14 protein-coding genes are annotated in these 15883 nt (G+C 66.7%); 9 read left to right on the top strand and 5 right to left on the bottom strand.

Going from position 1 to position 15883, the window contains the following annotated elements; translation table 11 throughout:
• Nucleotides 1-257: 257 nt before the first annotated feature.
• Entirely contained in the window at nt 258-2450 is a 2193-nt protein-coding gene (locus B4A39_RS07590; RefSeq protein ID WP_292035005.1) for an AGE family epimerase/isomerase, read from the bottom strand.
• Between the two features lie 148 nt (nt 2451-2598).
• Between B4A39_RS07590 and argB the strand changes: the two genes are divergently transcribed.
• The 4 genes from argB (at nt 2599) to B4A39_RS07570 (ending at nt 7513) form a co-directional block, all read left to right on the top strand.
• Nucleotides 2599-3528 (top strand): acetylglutamate kinase, encoded by a 930-nt coding sequence (gene argB / locus B4A39_RS07585; RefSeq protein ID WP_292034998.1) that lies wholly within the window; start codon nt 2599-2601, stop codon nt 3526-3528.
• A gap of 8 nt (nt 3529-3536) precedes the next feature.
• The gene (locus B4A39_RS07580; RefSeq protein ID WP_292034996.1) at nt 3537-4235 is read left to right on the top strand and encodes a pyrimidine 5'-nucleotidase; all 699 of its coding nucleotides are present in this window, start codon (nt 3537-3539) and stop codon (nt 4233-4235) included.
• Nucleotides 4232-5101: a 2,3,4,5-tetrahydropyridine-2,6-dicarboxylate N-succinyltransferase gene (gene dapD / locus B4A39_RS07575; protein WP_292034994.1), complete on the top strand. Its 870-nt coding sequence runs from the start codon at nt 4232-4234 to the stop codon at nt 5099-5101. The genes B4A39_RS07580 and dapD overlap by 4 nt, the downstream gene beginning before the upstream one ends.
• Before the next feature lie 339 nt (nt 5102-5440).
• Nucleotides 5441-7513, top strand: coding sequence for a S8 family peptidase (locus B4A39_RS07570; protein ID WP_292034991.1), 2073 nt, complete (start codon nt 5441-5443; stop codon nt 7511-7513).
• Between the two features lie 75 nt (nt 7514-7588).
• On the opposite strand, the gene B4A39_RS07565 is transcribed toward B4A39_RS07570, so the two are convergent.
• Nucleotides 7589-8764, bottom strand: coding sequence for an acetyl-CoA C-acetyltransferase (locus tag B4A39_RS07565; RefSeq protein ID WP_292034987.1), 1176 nt, complete (start codon nt 8762-8764; stop codon nt 7589-7591).
• Nucleotides 8765-8912: 148 nt separating this feature from the next.
• Here B4A39_RS07565 and trhA point away from each other — a divergent pair, with 148 nt between their 5' ends.
• Nucleotides 8913-9617: a PAQR family membrane homeostasis protein TrhA gene (trhA, locus tag B4A39_RS07560; protein WP_292034984.1), complete on the top strand. Its 705-nt coding sequence runs from the start codon at nt 8913-8915 to the stop codon at nt 9615-9617.
• Here the strand turns inward: trhA and galE are convergent.
• Nucleotides 9614-10585 carry a UDP-glucose 4-epimerase GalE gene (gene galE / locus B4A39_RS07555; protein ID WP_292034981.1) on the bottom strand — a complete coding sequence of 324 codons (972 nt, stop codon included), beginning with the start codon at nt 10583-10585 and terminating at the stop codon, nt 9614-9616. The two genes, trhA and galE, sit on opposite strands and share 4 nt — an antisense overlap.
• Nucleotides 10586-10791: 206 nt before the next feature.
• Between galE and phaR the strand changes: the two genes are divergently transcribed.
• Nucleotides 10792-11412: a polyhydroxyalkanoate synthesis repressor PhaR gene (phaR, locus tag B4A39_RS07550; protein WP_292034978.1), complete on the top strand. Its 621-nt coding sequence runs from the start codon at nt 10792-10794 to the stop codon at nt 11410-11412.
• A complete protein-coding gene (locus B4A39_RS07545) occupies nt 11409-11771 on the top strand; it encodes a hypothetical protein (RefSeq protein ID WP_292034976.1) in 363 nt (120 codons plus the stop codon). The genes phaR and B4A39_RS07545 overlap by 4 nt, the downstream gene beginning before the upstream one ends.
• Nucleotides 11772-11919: 148 nt before the next feature.
• Here the strand turns inward: B4A39_RS07545 and B4A39_RS07540 are convergent, their stop codons facing one another.
• Together B4A39_RS07540 and B4A39_RS07535 are read right to left on the bottom strand one after the other, a co-directional pair.
• Nucleotides 11920-12345 (bottom strand): hypothetical protein, encoded by a 426-nt coding sequence (locus B4A39_RS07540; protein ID WP_292034973.1) that lies wholly within the window; start codon nt 12343-12345, stop codon nt 11920-11922.
• A 67-nt stretch (nt 12346-12412) separates the two neighbouring features.
• Complete coding sequence (locus B4A39_RS07535) at nt 12413-13165, bottom strand: glycosyltransferase family 2 protein (protein ID WP_292034970.1); 753 nt, start codon at nt 13163-13165, stop codon at nt 12413-12415.
• Between the two features lie 105 nt (nt 13166-13270).
• Between B4A39_RS07535 and B4A39_RS07530 the strand changes: the two genes are divergently transcribed.
• The gene (locus B4A39_RS07530) at nt 13271-14944 is read left to right on the top strand and encodes an ArnT family glycosyltransferase (RefSeq protein ID WP_292034967.1); all 1674 of its coding nucleotides are present in this window, start codon (nt 13271-13273) and stop codon (nt 14942-14944) included.
• Complete coding sequence (locus tag B4A39_RS07525) at nt 14944-15867, top strand: hydroxymethylglutaryl-CoA lyase (RefSeq protein ID WP_292034964.1); 924 nt, start codon at nt 14944-14946, stop codon at nt 15865-15867. Before B4A39_RS07530 ends, B4A39_RS07525 begins: the two co-directional genes overlap by 1 nt.
• The last annotated feature ends 16 nt before the right edge of the window (nt 15868-15883 follow it).

Here is a 15883-nt window from a genome sequence, read left to right as displayed (position 1 = left end):
CCAGCCGTCCGGCTCAGCCGAAGCGGCGCCTGCCGACAGGGCCAGAGCCGCCGCCGCGCTAGATGCCAGGATCAAACTCTTGACGCGCATTGATGCGGCCCTCCGAGATCAGTTGTGTGTAGACGACGGATACGCCGCCTACCTCACTCCTATCAGCGTTGCCGTGGGCGGTCGAGCAGGAAACGCCTGATTTACCACAGGTTGCAACTTAACCGTGGCCGGAGGGCTACAAATAGCTAACAGCGGTCTGCGTTTTATTAACGAAGCGCCGTCGTACTCGACCATATGCCGCCGTGGACCGGCACCGTGTCCGCCAACTGCGCAAAGGCAGCCACGATGTGATAGAGCGAACTCGCTGGCGACGGTTCCTCGATGAACTTGCCGTTCTCGAGCAGGGTGTCTCGCCAAAGGCCATCCGGCGTCAGGTAAAGCCACAGGGCTCGCAGCGCTTCCGCCGCATCCTCCAAGTAGGCGGTTCGCCCCTGCTCGGGCGCCCCCTCAGCCAGGATTAGAGCACTCTTCAACCAATCGCTCTGCGGCCAGAGGCGCGCTCGCATAGTACGCATCTCCCCATCGTCATTCAACGCGTTCACAGCTACCCGTCGACGTACGCACACGCCCTCGCGCCCTCGGGCGTGCAAGCGTTGCGCGACCGCCAAGACCTCTGCATTGCGTCGGGCGGACGCGTACCGCGCCAACAGCCAGGCCCACTCGAACTGATGTCCCGGCTCCACCAGACGACCATCCTCGCCGGCGGCCGGGGCCCAAGTCGCGTCAAAGAACTCCCGCAAGCGCCCGGTTTTCGGGTCGATGAAGGTGGTGCAGGCTAGCTCTACGATTCGATCCGACGCCTGCGTCCATACGGGAGCGTCGCTGACCTCCTCCCAGGCGAGAGCGGCCTCCAGCAAATGCATATGAGCGTTGGACTGGAAAGGGTGCGTCCCTTCTTCGCGCAGCGCTCCGTTTTCGCCAGAGCGCTCCAGAAGCAGGCGAAGCAAGGCCTGGCCCCTCGTCTCAACATCCGCCCCGCCCACCCCGGCCTTGAGAGCCGCCGCCAAGGCCAACAGAAGGAAGGCCTGATCGTAGACCATGGCCGTCTCATCCAACGGCGAGCCGTCCGGCGTCAATCGGGTCCGCATCTGGCCGTCGGCACGAACAAAGTCTGCTTCCAGATTTTCCAGCCCGGCCACTACGATTCGCTTCCAGGGCCCCTCCCACCCCATCAGGCCGGCGCGGGCGAAAACATAGATCTGGCGCGCTTGCACGCGCGCCCGTCGGGCAGCGTCGACCCGCCGACCGTCAAGCGCCAGGACTTCTGCGAACGCGCCGTCGTCGCGCTGCCCAAGGGTAGACCAAAGCGGCAAGGCCCGGGCTCTCAGCCAATCCCGGAATCGGGTGGCGCCCGCGGCGAGTGCCTCGGGCGGACGAGAGGGGAAATCGGCGTGCTGGGGGGACACCGTCCGGATGCGCTCGACCACCTTCTTCACTTCCTGGGAGCGCGCCAGATCACAGACAAGCACGGCGTCAGGCTCGACAATAATGGCCAGGTTCCGAACGCCGATCGCCGCGACCAGGATGCCGTCCGGCGCTCGCGCCAGACACCCTTCGGCATCCTCGAAGATGTGACCGCCGATCTCGCCTTCGCCGCTGGCCGCTATAGATTCCCAGGCCCCCAGATCGGACCACCCGAAATCGACTTCCAGCACCGACGCAAGATCGGTCTTCTCCATGACCGCATAGTCAACGGAAACCTTGGGCGCCTGCCTGAAAGCATCGCCCAGCATCATGACGGCGTGACCACTCCCCTGGGCAACGGAAGCCTTGGCCGCACGTTCGATCAAAGGCGCTCTTGAAGCCAGTTCCGCCAGAAAGGTCTTGGCCGATACGATGAAGTTGCCGCTGTTCCAGAGATAGCCATCGTCAATGTAGCGCTGCGCCTTTGCGCGATCAGGCTTCTCTACAAAGCTCTCCACCCGGGACAGGCCCTGTCCGGCCGGCCGAATATATCCATAAGCGTCCGATGGTTCGGTCGGCTTCACGCCTAAGGTAATAACTCGTCCTGTTCGCGCTTCTTCTGCCGCCTTCACGGCCAAAGAACGAAAAGCTTCGTGGTTCGGGATATGATGATCCGACGCCACAAAGATGTTGACGCCATCGGGATCCTGCCCCGCCGTCCAAGTGGCGGCAGCGGCCATGGCTGCAGCAGAATCTCGGGCTTCGGGTTCCAGAAGCACCTGCGCATCGACGCCTGCCTCATGGAGTTGGTTCAATATCCACGCACGGTGATCCGCTCCTCCGACGACGATCAGCCGTCCGCCATTGGAAGCGAGTGGAGCCACCCGAACCACCGTCTCATGAAACAACGACCGGTTTCCCGCCAGGGGGATAAACTGCTTGGGGCGCGAGGGTCTCGAAGCCGGCCACAGACGGGAGCCTGCACCACCGCACATGATTACAGGATAGAGCTTCATACGAGCTTGGTTAGACTGTTTCGAAACAAATGAAAGCTATGTTTTATCTACGGTAGGTCACAGGGAATCGAACCTTCGCCCCTTTCATCGTGACTCGCGCGGCCTTCGACGCTATCGAGCGGCCATTATGAAAGAGACCGAACGGCAATCCGAAGAACGCAGCTGGGAAACGGCGAAGACGCTCGCCGAGGCGCTGCCCTATATCCAGGTTTATGACCGCGAGACCGTAGTCATCAAATACGGCGGCCACGCCATGGGCGAGAGCGCCGTGGCCAAGCAGTTCGCCGCCGACGTGGTGCTGCTGAAGCTGATGGGCGTGAACCCCGTGGTGGTCCACGGCGGCGGGCCGCAGATCAGCGCCATGCTGGACAAGGCGGGCGTGAAGTCCGCCTTTGTCGACGGTCTGCGCGTGACGGACAAGGACACCATGCAGGTGGCCGAGATGGTTCTGTCCGGCGCCGTGAACAAAGAAATCGCCCACTGGATCACCGTGGCCGGCAAGGAAGCCGACGTGCGCGGCGTCGGCCTGTCCGGTAAAGACGCCGGCCTGCTGACGGTTGAAAAGACCAAGCGTACCAAGCGCGACCCCGACAGCATGATCGAGCACGAGGTCGACCTGGGCTTCGTCGGCGAGCCGACCAAGGTCGATCCCAAGCTGATCAAGGGCCTGATCGCCTCCGAGACCGAGGACTGGGTCCCGGTCATCGCGCCCATCGGCGTGGCCGAGGACGGCATGACCTACAACGTCAACGCCGACACGGTCGCCGGCGCCGTGGCGGGGTCGCTGGGCGCCAAGCGGATGCTGCTGCTGACCGACGTGGCGGGCGTGAAGGGCGCGGACGGCGAGATCATTCGCCAGATGAATCTGGAAGAGGCTCAACACCTGATCGACACCGGCGTCGCCAACGGCGGCATGATCCCGAAACTTGAGACGGCCATGGCCGCCGTCCGCGCGGGCGTCGAGGCCGTGGTCATCCTGGACGGGCGTCGTCCCCACGCCATGTTGGTGGAGTTGTTCACTGAATTCGGGGCGGGCACGCTGGTGAAGGCGCGGTGACGAGCGAAATGACGGCTTCGCCGGTCACGGCCGCCACCGAGATCGGCGCCGATCTGCGCCACATCCGATCCTGGGTGTTCGACCTCGACAACACCCTCTACCCGCCGGAAAGCCTGTTCCTGAAACAGGTCGAGCAGCGCATCAACGACTATGTGGTGCGCACCTCGGGGCTGGAGTCGGCCGAGGCCCTGGCCGTGCAGCGCGGCTATCTGCACGACTACGGCACCTCTCTGGCCGGGCTGATGATGCATTACCAGATCGACCCGCACGACTTCCTGGCCGAGGTCCACGACGTGCCGCTGGACGTGCTGAAACCCGATCCCGGCCTGCACGCCGCGCTGGAGCGTCTGCAAGGCCCGCGCCTGATCTTCACCAACGGCTCCATCGGCCACGCTCGCCGGGTGATGGAGAAGCTGGATCTGACGCGCTTCTTCGACGGGGTCTTCGCCCTGGAGGACGCCGACCTGATCCCCAAGCCGGATCCACGCACCTTCCAGAAAATGCTGACCCGGTTCGGCGTCGATCCGACCACCGCCTGCTTCTTCGAGGACACGCCCAGGAACCTGGAGCCGGCGCACGCCATCGGCATGACCACGGTTCTGGTCGGTCCCAAGGCCTTCACGGCTGAAGGCGACCACATCCAACACAGGGCCGCGACCGTCGGTCCCTTCTTGACCACCGCCATGCTGGACGGAGATCCGCAATGACCGACCTGACCCATCTGGAATCCGTGATCGAAGCCGCCTGGGAGGCCCGCGCCGAGGTTTCCGCCGCGACGCGCGGCGAGGTCCGTGACGCCGTCGACACCGCTTTGGCCTTGCTGGACGCCGGTCAGGCCCGCGTCGCCACGCGCGGCGCCGACGGCGTCTGGACCACGCATCAATGGCTGAAGAAGGCGGTGCTGCTGTCCTTCCGCCTGAATGACAACGTCATCATGCGCGCGGGTCACGCCCCGACCCTGCCGTTGTCGGCCGATCACCCCGCCGCTGTCGGCCCCTTCTGGGACAAGGTGCCCAACAAGTTCGGTGACTGGAGCGCCGCCGACTATCAGGCCGCCGGTTTCCGCTCGGTGCCCGGCGCCGTCGTCCGTCGCGGCGCGCATATCGCCAAGAACGTCGTCCTGATGCCGTCGTTTGTGAACATCGGCGCCTTCGTCGACGAAGGCTCGATGGTCGACGCCTGGGCCACGGTCGGTTCCTGCGCCCAGATCGGCAAGAACGTCCACCTGTCCGGCGGGGCCGGCATCGGCGGCGTGCTGGAACCGCTGCAGGCCAACCCGACCATCATCGAGGACGGCTGCTTCATCGGCGCCCGCGCCGAGGTGGCCGAGGGCGTCATCGTGCGCGAAGGCGCGGTCCTGGCCATGGGCGTCTATCTGTCGGGCTCGACCAAGATCGTCGACCGCGCCACCGGCGAGATCTTCCGTGGCGAGGTTCCGGCCTATTCCGTCGTGGTCCCCGGCGCCCTGCCCGACAAGAACGGCGGCCCGTCGCTCTACTGCGCCGTCATCGTCAAGCGCGTCGACGCCCAGACCCGCGCCAAGACAGGGGTTAACGAGCTGCTGCGCGACTGAGGGGACTGCCGGCGCGCATTTGCTCCGCGCGCCCCAGAAACAGGCTCGCCAAGGCCGTCAACTATGGCCTAATGGCGCCTTGAGTTTCGGGAGGCGGCGTTGGCGTTCAAGGGGTTGCGTAAAGTAGCGGTTTCGGTCGGCGTTCTCGCGCTTTTGACCCTGCCCCTGGCTGCGTGCGGCGGCGGTGGAGGAGGCGGGGGGACAGGCGGCGGCGTGGTGACGCCCCCTCCGCCACCACCACCGCCCCCTCCTCCACCTCCTCCTCCTCCTCCTCCTCCACCACCCCCTCCCCCGGCTGTTCCTTCGGCGAACTCGTCCGAGTATCTGCGCAACTATGGCGTGGTGAACGCCGGAGCCATCGCCGCCTGGCAGACGGGCGCCACGGGCAGAGGCGTCACCGTCGGCGTGGTCGACAGCGGCATCAAGCTGGACCACCAGGATCTGGCGGTGAACATTTCGCCGCGCTCGACCGACATCATCACCGGACGTGGCCAGCCCCAGGGAGAAGACCGCCACGGTACCCGCGTCTCCAGCATCATCGCCGCGCCTTTCAACGGCTTCGGCACCGTCGGCGTCGCCTTCAACGCGACCATCCTGTCGATCCGCGCCGACATCAGCGACTGCCGGGACCCGGACAATACGGTCTGCTTCCGCGGCTCCGATCTCGCCAACGCCCTGGACTATGCAGTGGCGAACGGCGCCAAGGTCATCAACCTATCGCTGGGCGGCGAGGGCGCGCTGGGATCAACCTTCGAGGCCGCTCTGCAGCGGGCGATCAATACGGGCGTGGTCTTCGCCATCGCGTCAGGCAACGAGGCCGGCGCCAATCCCGAATGGCCCGGGCGGTACGCCAGCGATCCGCGCTTCCAGGGGGGGATCATCGTCACCGGCGCCCATGACGCCGCCAACCAGATCGCGAGCTTCTCCAACCGCGCGGGGGTGTCCCAGTCCTGGTTCCTGTCGGCGCCTGGGGTCGAGGTTATTGTGGATTGTGAGGATACGAGTTGCTGGCGCGTCAACGGCACCTCCTTCGCCTCTCCCGCCGTCGCCGGCGCCCTGGCCCTGCTGCTGGAAGCCTTCCCCAATCTGACCGGCCGGCAAGCCGTCGAAATCCTGCTTCGAACGGGGCGGGAAGCCGGCGATACGGGAACCGACGTCATCTACGGTCGTGGTCTGCTGGATATCGCCAGGGCCTTCCAGCCGGTAGGCGCCACCTCTTCACCCCAGGCGACGGGTTCGGCCGTGCGGGTCGCCATCGAACCTGGCGCCTATGTCGGCGGCCCGTTCGGCGACGCCATGGGCCGCACAGACGCCCTGAGCACGATCGGTTATGACGCGTATCAGCGCCTGTTCCGCATCGACATGGGCGCCGCCTACCGCACCGCGCCGCGGCGCAGCTATCAACCGGAAAACCCCACGCCCATGCGCCAGTCGCAGGTCATCATGGACGGTCCCGGCGGAGCGCGCCTGTCGCTGGTCGCCACCGTGCCGGTCGAGACACCGGAACCGATTCTGAACCGCTACACCCCCTTCGACGCGCCCTGGCTGGGCGACGAGATCAGGCAGGAGGCCCTGTTCGACGTCACCGCCGGACGGATGTCCTTCGCGGCCTGGCAGGGCAAGGGCGGCTCCCGCTCACCCTTCCGCACCGGCTCGGGAGACGGCTTCGCCGCCCTGGCCCAGGCCGACCACGCGGTGCGCGGCGCCATGGCCCTCAATGGTCTGGGCTTCGGTCCCCTGACGCTCAGCGCCGAGACCGGCGCGGGCGACCGCCGCGCCCCATTGCGCTCGGTCGAGCAGGACGTTTCCTCATACGCCCGCGCGGCCCTTGACTGGCGCGGCGCGCACGGCGGCCTGTCCTTCAGCATGGGCGCGCTGGACGAGAAGATGGGGCCGCTGGGCGCCTACATGCCGACGCGCTCGGACTTCGCCCTGCCGTCGCGCACGCGGTTTGCGGCTTTCGGCGGCGATCTGTCTCTGGGCCATGGCCTGGTGCTGAGCGGCGAGGCCGGCTTCGGCCGCACCGAGATCGAGGGTCGTTTCCTCAACCTGTCGAGCGCCGCCGTCAGCTCGACCTGGCGCATGGCCCTGCAGTCGGACTGCCCGTCCTGGGCGCTCGGGTGCAGCCGCCTGACCTGGGAAGTCTCGCAACCGTTACGGATCGAAAGCGGCACCTTCAGCGCCTTCCTCGCCGATGTGCCGCTGGACTATTTCGACCCGGTCACCTTCTCGGAGCGACGCTTCTCGGCCAGCCCGTCCGGACGTCAGATCGACTTCAGCCTCCGCAGCCTGCACCTCCTGCCCGGCGGCTCGGCGCTGCAACTGGAGGCCGTCGCCAGCCGCGACGAACAACATCGGGCGGGCGCCCCGACCGGCTACGCCCTCCTGGGCAGCTGGCGACGCGGCTTCTGATCCTCTGATGCAAGCATGGGAAAGGCCGGCGGATCGCTCCGCCGGCCTTTTGCATTTCAGCCTTTAGGTTTGACGTCAGCCGCGCTCGACGCACAGCGCCACACCCATGCCGCCGCCAATGCACAGGGTGGCCAGTCCCTTCTTCGCGCCCGAGCGCTTCATCTCGTGCAACAGGGTGGTCAGGATGCGGGCGCCCGAGGTGCCGATAGGGTGGCCGATGGCGATGGCGCCGCCGTTGACGTTCACCTTGGCCGTATCCAGACCCAGCTCCTTGACCACGCACAGCGACTGGGCGGCGAAGGCTTCGTTCGATTCGATCAGGTCCAGGTCGGCGACGGTCCAGCCCGCCTTCTCCAGCGCCTTCCTGGAGGCCGGGATCGGGCCGGTGCCCATGATCGACGGATCGACCCCCGCCGTGGCCCAGGACGCGATGCGGGCCAGGGGCTCTAGCCCCCGCGCCTTGGCTTCCTCCGCCGACATCAACACCAGAGCGGCGGCGCCGTCGTTCAGACCCGAGGCGTTGGCGGCGGTCACGGAGCCGTCCTTGACGAAGGCGGGACGCAGCTTCTCCATCGCCTCGATGGTCGCGCCGTGGCGGATGTATTCGTCCTGATCCACGGTCACGTCGCCCTTGCGGCCCGAGATGGTGACAGGCGCGATCTCGTCAACGAACTTGCCGGCCTTCTGGGCGGCTTCGGCCTTGTTCTGCGAGGCGACGGCAAAAGCGTCCTGAGCGGCGCGGTCGATCGACCACTTGTTCGCGATGTTCTCGGCCGTCTGGCCCATGTGATAGCCGTGGAAGGCGTCCGTCAGGCCGTCCTTGATCATGGTGTCGACGAAGGCGAGATCGCCCATCTTCTGGCCTGAGCGGAGTTGCTGGGCGTGCGGCGCCTGGCTCATGCTTTCCTGTCCGCCGGCGACGACGATCTTCGCATCGCCTTCGCGAATCTGCTGATAGGCCAGAGCCACAGCCCGCAGGCCCGAGCCGCACAGCTGGTTCAAGCTCCAGGCCGGGGTCTCGACAGGAAGACCGGCGCCGATGGCGGCCTGACGCGCCGGGCCCTGCCCTGCGCCGGCCTGCAAGACCTGACCCAGGATGACCTCGTCGACGTCGGCGGCCGCCACACCGGCGCGTTCCAACGCCGCCTTGATGGCGACCTCGCCCAGCTTGGAGGCAGGTAGACTGGACAGGGCGCCCAGGAACGAACCGACCGGGGTCCGCGCGGCGGCGACGATCACTACATCAGTCACGATATTCACTCCAAGAGGAATTATTTTGCGGGAGGTTGTGCCGTATTCCGCACCCTGCGTCACGTCTCGCAAGTGCGAAGTTCATTTTTCGCGCTGCGACAAAGATTTCGCAGGGAACATTTCGCGACGCACGCGCCTTTTTGGGCTGATGCTGGTGCGGCTGAAATCCTTGGCGACGCGGGTCTGTACGCCCGATGAACTCGACATGATCGAGCATTATCAGACGCGTGCGGAACGCTTGGCCGATCTCTGGGTCCACGCCGTGGGCCTGGCCCTGGCGGCGGTTGGCGGGGTGGTGCTGGCGGTGCTGGCGGCCGTCTATGTCGGCGTCGGCGCGGTCGTGGCCACAGCCATCTATGCCCTGTGTCTGGTGGCCATGCTGACGGCATCGACCATCTATAATCTCGCTCGCCCCTGCGCCGCCCGACCCGTTTTGCGACGGCTGGACGAGGCCGCCATCTTTCTGATGATCGCAGGCAGCTACACCCCCTTCACCACCCAAAGGTTCGAAGGCGGCTGGGCCATCAGCTTCAGCATAGCGGTCTGGGCCATGGCCCTGACCGGCGTGGCGGTGAAGATGTTCGCACCGCGCATCTCGGATGCGTTCTGGAGCGCAGTCTACGTCCTGTTCGGGTGGGTGGCGATCTTCGCACTGAAGCCGATGATTGAGACGGTTCACCCGCTGGCCCTTGGCCTGCTGGTCGCCGGCGGGCTGATCTATACCTCGGGCGTTTTTGTCTTCATCAGCCAGCGCGTGAAGTTCCGTCGCGCCATCTGGCATGGCTTCGTCGTGGCCGGCGCCGGCGTCCACTGGGCGGCGATCCTCGTAGGCGTCGTTCTGGTCGGCTCCTAGGCGGAAGCGATCGGCCCCGTCTTCTCACGCCAGGCGGCCGTGCTGCTGATCATGTCCTGAAGGGATTTGCGCGGCGCCCATCCCAGGGCGGTCAAACGGCTCGTGTCGGCGACCAGCATCGGCGGATCGCCCTCGCGGCGCGCGCCGATCACCGCCGGGGTTGGACCCCCAAGGCAGGTCTCTGCGGCCTGAAGCACTTCGCGCACGGAGACGCCTTCCCCGGCTCCTGCGTTCAACACCAGATCGGTCTGCCCCTGAAACAGTTGGTCGAGCACCAGAAGATGCGCCGCAGCCAGATCCTCAACGTGCACGTAATCCCGAATCGGCGTGCCGTCGCGCGTGTCATAGTCGTCGCCGAAGACCGTCAGAGGCGGGGTCTCCCCGCGCGAGGCCCTGACGATCAGCGGGATCAGATGGGTTTCGGGATCGTGGTCCTCGCCCAGTTCGCCGTCGCTGTCGGCGCCAGCCGCGTTGAAATAGCGCAGGACAGCGCAACGCCCGCCTGACGCGCGCGCGCTGCTGCGCAACGCGTCCTCGAACGCCAGCTTGCTGGCCCCATAGGGATTGATCGGCCGGGTCGGGTCGTCCTCCCTGATCGGCGCCGGCGCGGCGGGACTGCCGTAGACCGCAGCCGTCGAGGAAAACAGGATGGCGTCGACGCCCGTGGCTTGCAGAACCTCAAGCAGGGCGACGCCCTTGCCCACATTCTCGCGGTAATACTTCAAAGGATCCCGCACGGACTCGCCGACAAGACTCTTGGCCGCGAAATGCAGCGCACCAACGACATTGTGCGTCTGCACGGCGTGGGCGACCGCGGCGGCGTCAGCGATATCGGCCTGAACCAGGGGGCCCCAGCGAACCGCGCCGGCGTGACCGCTGGAGAGGTCGTCGAGAGTCACCGGCAGGTAGCCCTCGGTCGCAAGGGCCTTGCAGACGTGCGAGCCGATATACCCAGCACCGCCGGCCACCAATATCGCACCACGAGAGATGGCCGCCTCCTGAGATCGAACCGCAAGCCGGCCGCGCGCCGTTCGCCTCCTTCCTACAATGCGTCCGCTCGCCGCAAGCGGGATTTTGCGGCGGCTGCAGTCTTCTTGCCGCGCATGGACAGCAGGACTCGCCTTCGCGGCCGCAACGCGTGATAGTGCGGCGCTGCAACAACGCGAGAACAAGCGTGGCCGATAAAAAATCCGAGGGCGGAAAAACCCATGACGGCGTCGTCGTCATCAAGAAGTATGCGAACCGGCGGCTCTACAACACCGCCACCAGCGCCTATGTGACGCTGGAAGACTTGGCGCAGATGGTGCGCGAGGGGGTCGAATTCGTTGTCTACGACGCCAAGACCAATGACGAGCTGACGCGTCAGATCCTGACCCAGATCATCTTCGAAGAGGAAAGCCGGGGCGAGGCCCTGCTGCCGGTGCAGTTCCTGCGTCAACTGATCGGCTTCTACGGCAACTCCATGCAATCGGTCCTGCCGTCGTATCTGGAGATGTCGCTGGACAGCTTCACCCGTCAGCAGGAGCAACTGCGCAGCCAGTTCACCCGTGCCTTCGCCGGCACGCCGGGCGGCGGCCTGATGGAAGAAGCCGTGCGTCAGAACATGGCCATGTTCGAACGCGCCATGAAGATGTTCCCCGGCATGACCGCCTACGCACGTCCCGAGGCCGAGGTTGAGAAGGCGGCGGAGCCCGCGTCCGCCTCCGCCAAGGCTGATCCGGCCCTGGACGAAATGCGGCGTCAGATGGATGAAATGCGCGCCCAGATCGACCGTCTGGCCGGCGTCGGCAAGTGACCGACGGCGTCCGCCCGATCGGCCCGCTGGAAGGCCCGACGGTGCAGGAACGACGCGAGGGTGATCGGCGTGAGCGCGATCGTCGCGCGGCCACCCAGGCCGAAAAGGCGTCGCGCGCCGTCGTGCCGGCGGGCGAGCGGGTCGATCATGCCGCCTCCCCGGCAAAGCCTGCCGTGTCGCCCCTCGCGCCGCCCGCCCTGTTCGCCGCCCAAGTGCTGGGTCAGAAGGGGCAGAAGCGTGGATTGAAAGGCGGGCCGCCAGTGCTGGACGCCGCGCGCTCGACCTATCTGGGAGCGGAATATTCGGGCAAGCGCGACCGACGCCCCCGCGCGGGCAAGGCGAAACAGACCGAGGTTTAGGGCGCGCCACTCCATGGCACGCCGCTTGCGATGGCTCCGAGGTCTTCGACCGGAGTTTCGCCCATGGCCGTCCTCAATCTCGCCGCCCGCTTGTTCGACGTGACCGTGGTCGCTCTCGTCTTCGTCGCCTTCAGCTAGGGCTCGCGCCTCAACGCGGGTTCATGTCGAAGTCGCGCCGCGAGGCGATGATGGTGACGATGAAGCCCGCCAGCACATCCAGCAGCACCATGGTCAGGATCAGGAAGAAGACTGATCCCGCAAAACCGGGCAGCAGCAGGAACTCGACCAGACAGACCACGAACAGGACCATCGACAGGGCGTGATTGACGATGGCGACCCGCTGACTGGAGGTCGACTTCAACAGTTCGACAAACAGCAGAAGCAGCGACAGGAAGAGGATCAGGTCCCCGACGCTGATGCTCCAGACCACGCCCGAGGTCATGGGCACGCGGAACAGCACCTCGCCCAGCACCGAGCCTTGGCCCAGGGCTGCGTCAGCGGCGTTTCCGCCCAGCAGAACAACCAGATTGTAAATCACCACCGGAACGACCAGCAGCGGTATGGCGATCAGCATGGACGGCCCCTCCAGATCGCCCTGCTTAACCCTGTTTCGGGTTGGCCGCCATATTGGCCGGACGGCCCTAGAACTCGCTGATCGCGCCGGGACGACGCGAGCGTGACTTCAGCCACATCACGCCCAGAAGGTCCGAGAAGGAGGCCCGCAACCGTCCCCAGTTGGTGTACTTCGAGCGGCCGGTTTCGCGGTGACGGTGATCCACCTCGAGGTAGCGGTTCTCATAGCCCTCGCGGATCGTCAGCGCCGGCAGGTAGCGATGGATGTGATCGAAGTAGGGCAGGCGCAGAAAGACGTCGCGGCGGAAGGCCTTGAGCCCGCAGCCCGTATCATCCGCGTCGTCAGACAGAAGCTTGCGGCGGATGCGGTTGGCCCAGATAGAGGCCTGACGCTTGGCGTTGGTGTCCTGACGCTTGGCGCGTACCCCGCCCACCAGAGCGACGCTGGGCGGCGCGGCGATGAGGGCGTCGGCCAGCCGCGGAGCGTCGGCGGGCGGGTTCTGACCGTCGCCGTCCAGGGTGACGACGATCGGAGCGCGCGCGGCCAGAACGCCGGTGCGCACCGCGCGGCTCTGGCCGGCGTTGGTCGCGTGCGACAGCACCCGGAGGGCCGGCAGTTCCGCCATCGCCGCCTGAAGCTCGGCCAGGGTCGTGTCCCGGCTGGCGTCGTTGACGAAGATCATCTCGTAGGATCGACCGGCGAAGGCCTCGGCGATCTCTCGCGCCAGAGGCACGGCCGCGCCGGATTCATCGTGGACCGGCACGACCACCGAAATATCGGGGACGGAGATTTCGGGCGTTGAGGCGGAACTGTCGATCATTTGTCGCTCTGTAGCGCATCGACGAGGCCGAGGAAAACGGGAGCCGCGCGACCGATGCAAAGCTGAAGCTTCCGGGGGGCGGCGTCGGCGTGATACGACAGCGCCATGAACCGCCCGAACCTGGATCACCTCATCGCCGGCTGGCGCGGCCCCGTTCTGGCGGCCCTGCTGACCCTGATCGCGGGCCTGCCCAGCCTGATGCTGCTGCCGCCGCTGGATCGCGACGAGAGCCGATTCGCCCAGGCGACCGCGCAGATGCTGGAAAGCGGCGATTACGTCGACATTCGCTTTCAGGACGAACCGCGCTGGAAGAAGCCGGTCGGCATCTACTGGATGCAGGCCGTCGCCGTCGGCCTGACTTCAGACGTCGAAAACCGCAACATCCAGCCCTATCGCCTGCCGTCGCTGTTCGGGGCCATGCTGGCCGCCTGGGCCGTCGCCTGGGCGGGCGCCGCCCTGTTCGGCAATCGCGCGGGCTTCCTGGCCGGCGCCATGCTGGGCGCCACCTTCCTCCTGTCGACCGAGGCGGGCATCGCCAAGACCGACGCCATGCTGTGCGGTCTGACCACCTTGTCGATGGCGGCCCTGGCGCGGATCTATATGGCCACGCGGGCGGGCGAAAAGCCGGTGCGCTGGCATAAGCTCCTGTTCTGGCTGGGCATCGGTCTGTCGATCTTGATCAAGGGACCGATCGGCCTTCTGGTCGTGGCCCTGTCGATCATCGCCCTGTCGGTGTGGGACCGGAACATCAGGTGGCTGGGCAAGCTGGGCTGGGGCTGGGGCCTCCCACTTGTGGCCCTGCTGGTCGGGCCCTGGGCCATAGCCATCACCATCGCCACCGACGGCGGCTTCTGGCGCGAAGCCATCGGCGGCGATCTGGCGCCCAAGCTGGCCGGCGCCCACGAAAGCCACGGCGGCTTCATCGGCATGTACGTTCTGCTGTCGCCACTGCTGCTCTTCCCCGTAACCCTGATGCTGCCGGCCGCCCTGTCGACCGGCTGGCATCGACGCGCCGAGCCGGCCATCCGCTTCGCCGTCTGCTGGCTGATCCCCGCCTGGCTGATGTTCGAGATCGCCCCGACCAAGCTGTGGCACTACACCCTGCCCACCTTCGGCGCGATCGCCCTGCTGGCCGCCGCCGCCCTGACCCAGCCGATCGGCAAGGTGTCGCGCATTTCCGGCGCCCTGCTCGGCCTGTTCGCCGCCGTCGTCATCTGCGCCATCACCGTCTATGGCCTGACCGAGTTCGGGCGCTCGACGGCCCAGACCTGGGCCACCATGACCATCGTCTTCGCCGTCATGGCGGCGGCGGTCGGCGGCTTCCTGCTGGTCAACCGCGCCGCGATTACCGGGGTTCTGGCCGCCATTCTGTGCGGCGTTATCGCCCATGCCGGCCTAGCCGGGACCATCCGCCAGTTGCGCCCCCTGTCCATCGCGCCGCGCCTGGTGAAGACGCTGGAATCGGCCGAGCTGAGCCCAGCCCAGGGCCGCTATCCGGGCCCCGTGGCCATCACCACCTTCCATGAGCCCAGCTTCGTCTTCCTGACCGGCCGCGACACCCAGTTGACCGACGGCCCTGGCGCCGCCCGGGCCCTGGCCGAGGGCCGCCCCGCCATCGTCGAGGCTCGTGACGACGAGGCCTTCCGCCGCGCTCTGGCCGATCTCGGCGCTGCCGGACGGGCCGTGGGCGTAGTCAGCGGCCACAACTACTCCTCGGGCGACGACGTGCGCCTGACCGTCTACGCCCCCGCAGGGGCCGGCGAGCGGAGCGCCCGCTGATGGGACGCTTCATCCAGATTGTCGAGGTCGGCCCCCGTGACGGCCTTCAGAACGAAAAGGCGGTGCTTGAACCGGCCCTCCGCGCCGAGTTCGTACGCCGCCTCGAAGCCGCAGGCGCCAAGCGCATCGAGGCCGTCAGCTTCGTCCACCCCAAATACGTGCCACAGATGGCGGGGGCCGAAGAGGTCATGACCGCCCTGCCCCACTCTGAGGGTCACAGCCGCATCGGCCTCGTTTTGAACGGCAAGGGCTATGATCGCGCGCTGGGCACGGCGGTGGACGAGGTCAATGTCGCCATGTCCGCCACCGACGGTTTTGGCCTGAAGAACCAGGGTCTGAACGTCGATCAGCAGGTGCAGATGCTGGCCGACATCATGGCGGGCCGTCGCAATGCCGAGGGCGCGCCTGGAGCAGCGCCGAAGCTGACGGCCACCTTGTCCTGCGTCTGGGGCTGCCCCTTCGACGGCGAGGTGTCGGTCGAGCAGGTCAGCGAACTGGTGGCCCGCATCGCGGCCCTGGGCGTCGAGGAAATCGCTCTGGCCGACACCATCGGCGTCGGCGATCCCTGGAGCGTGACGAAAAAGGTCGAGGCCGCCCGCAAGGCCGCCCCCGACGCCACCCTGCGCCTGCATTTCCACGACACCCGCAACACCGGCCTGGCCAACGCCTACGCCGGGGTCGAAGCCGGTGTGGACATCCTCGACGCCTCTGTCGGCGGCATTGGGGGCTGCCCCTTCGCGCCCGGCGCCACCGGCAACATCGCCACCGAAGATCTCGTCTACATGCTGGAGCGCGCCGGCTTCTCGACCGGCTACAACCTCGACCAACTGATCGCGGCCGCCCGCTGGATCGGCGAGCGGATCGACAAGCCCCGGCTCAGCGCACTGAGCCGAGCGGGTGGCTGGCCATCCGCATCCTTCTGACCTTCAACGCCATCGC

Origin of the sequence: Brevundimonas sp. UBA4553 (genome assembly GCF_002387245.1) — a bacterium.
Lineage (GTDB): Bacteria > Pseudomonadota > Alphaproteobacteria > Caulobacterales > Caulobacteraceae > Brevundimonas.
Note: the sequence above shows the minus strand (reverse complement) of the source record. Positions and strands in the feature narration are given on the sequence as shown.

Bases quoted from the DNA above. Each gene is read 5' to 3' on its own strand.
- B4A39_RS07590 (WP_292035005.1), bottom strand. From the start codon at position 2,450: ATGTGCGGTGGTGCAGGCTCCCGTCTGTGGCCGGCTTCGAGACCCTCG.
- argB (WP_292034998.1), top strand. From the start codon at position 2,599: ATGAAAGAGACCGAACGGCAATCCGAAGAACGCAGCTGGGAAACGGCG.
- B4A39_RS07580 (WP_292034996.1), top strand. From the start codon at position 3,537: ATGACGGCTTCGCCGGTCACGGCCGCCACCGAGATCGGCGCCGATCTG.
- dapD (WP_292034994.1), top strand. From the start codon at position 4,232: ATGACCGACCTGACCCATCTGGAATCCGTGATCGAAGCCGCCTGGGAG.
- trhA (WP_292034984.1), top strand. From the start codon at position 8,913: ATGCTGGTGCGGCTGAAATCCTTGGCGACGCGGGTCTGTACGCCCGAT.
- B4A39_RS07540 (WP_292034973.1), bottom strand. From the start codon at position 12,345: ATGCTGATCGCCATACCGCTGCTGGTCGTTCCGGTGGTGATTTACAAT.
- B4A39_RS07535 (WP_292034970.1), bottom strand. From the start codon at position 13,165: ATGATCGACAGTTCCGCCTCAACGCCCGAAATCTCCGTCCCCGATATT.
- B4A39_RS07530 (WP_292034967.1), top strand. From the start codon at position 13,271: ATGAACCGCCCGAACCTGGATCACCTCATCGCCGGCTGGCGCGGCCCC.
- B4A39_RS07525 (WP_292034964.1), top strand. From the start codon at position 14,944: ATGGGACGCTTCATCCAGATTGTCGAGGTCGGCCCCCGTGACGGCCTT.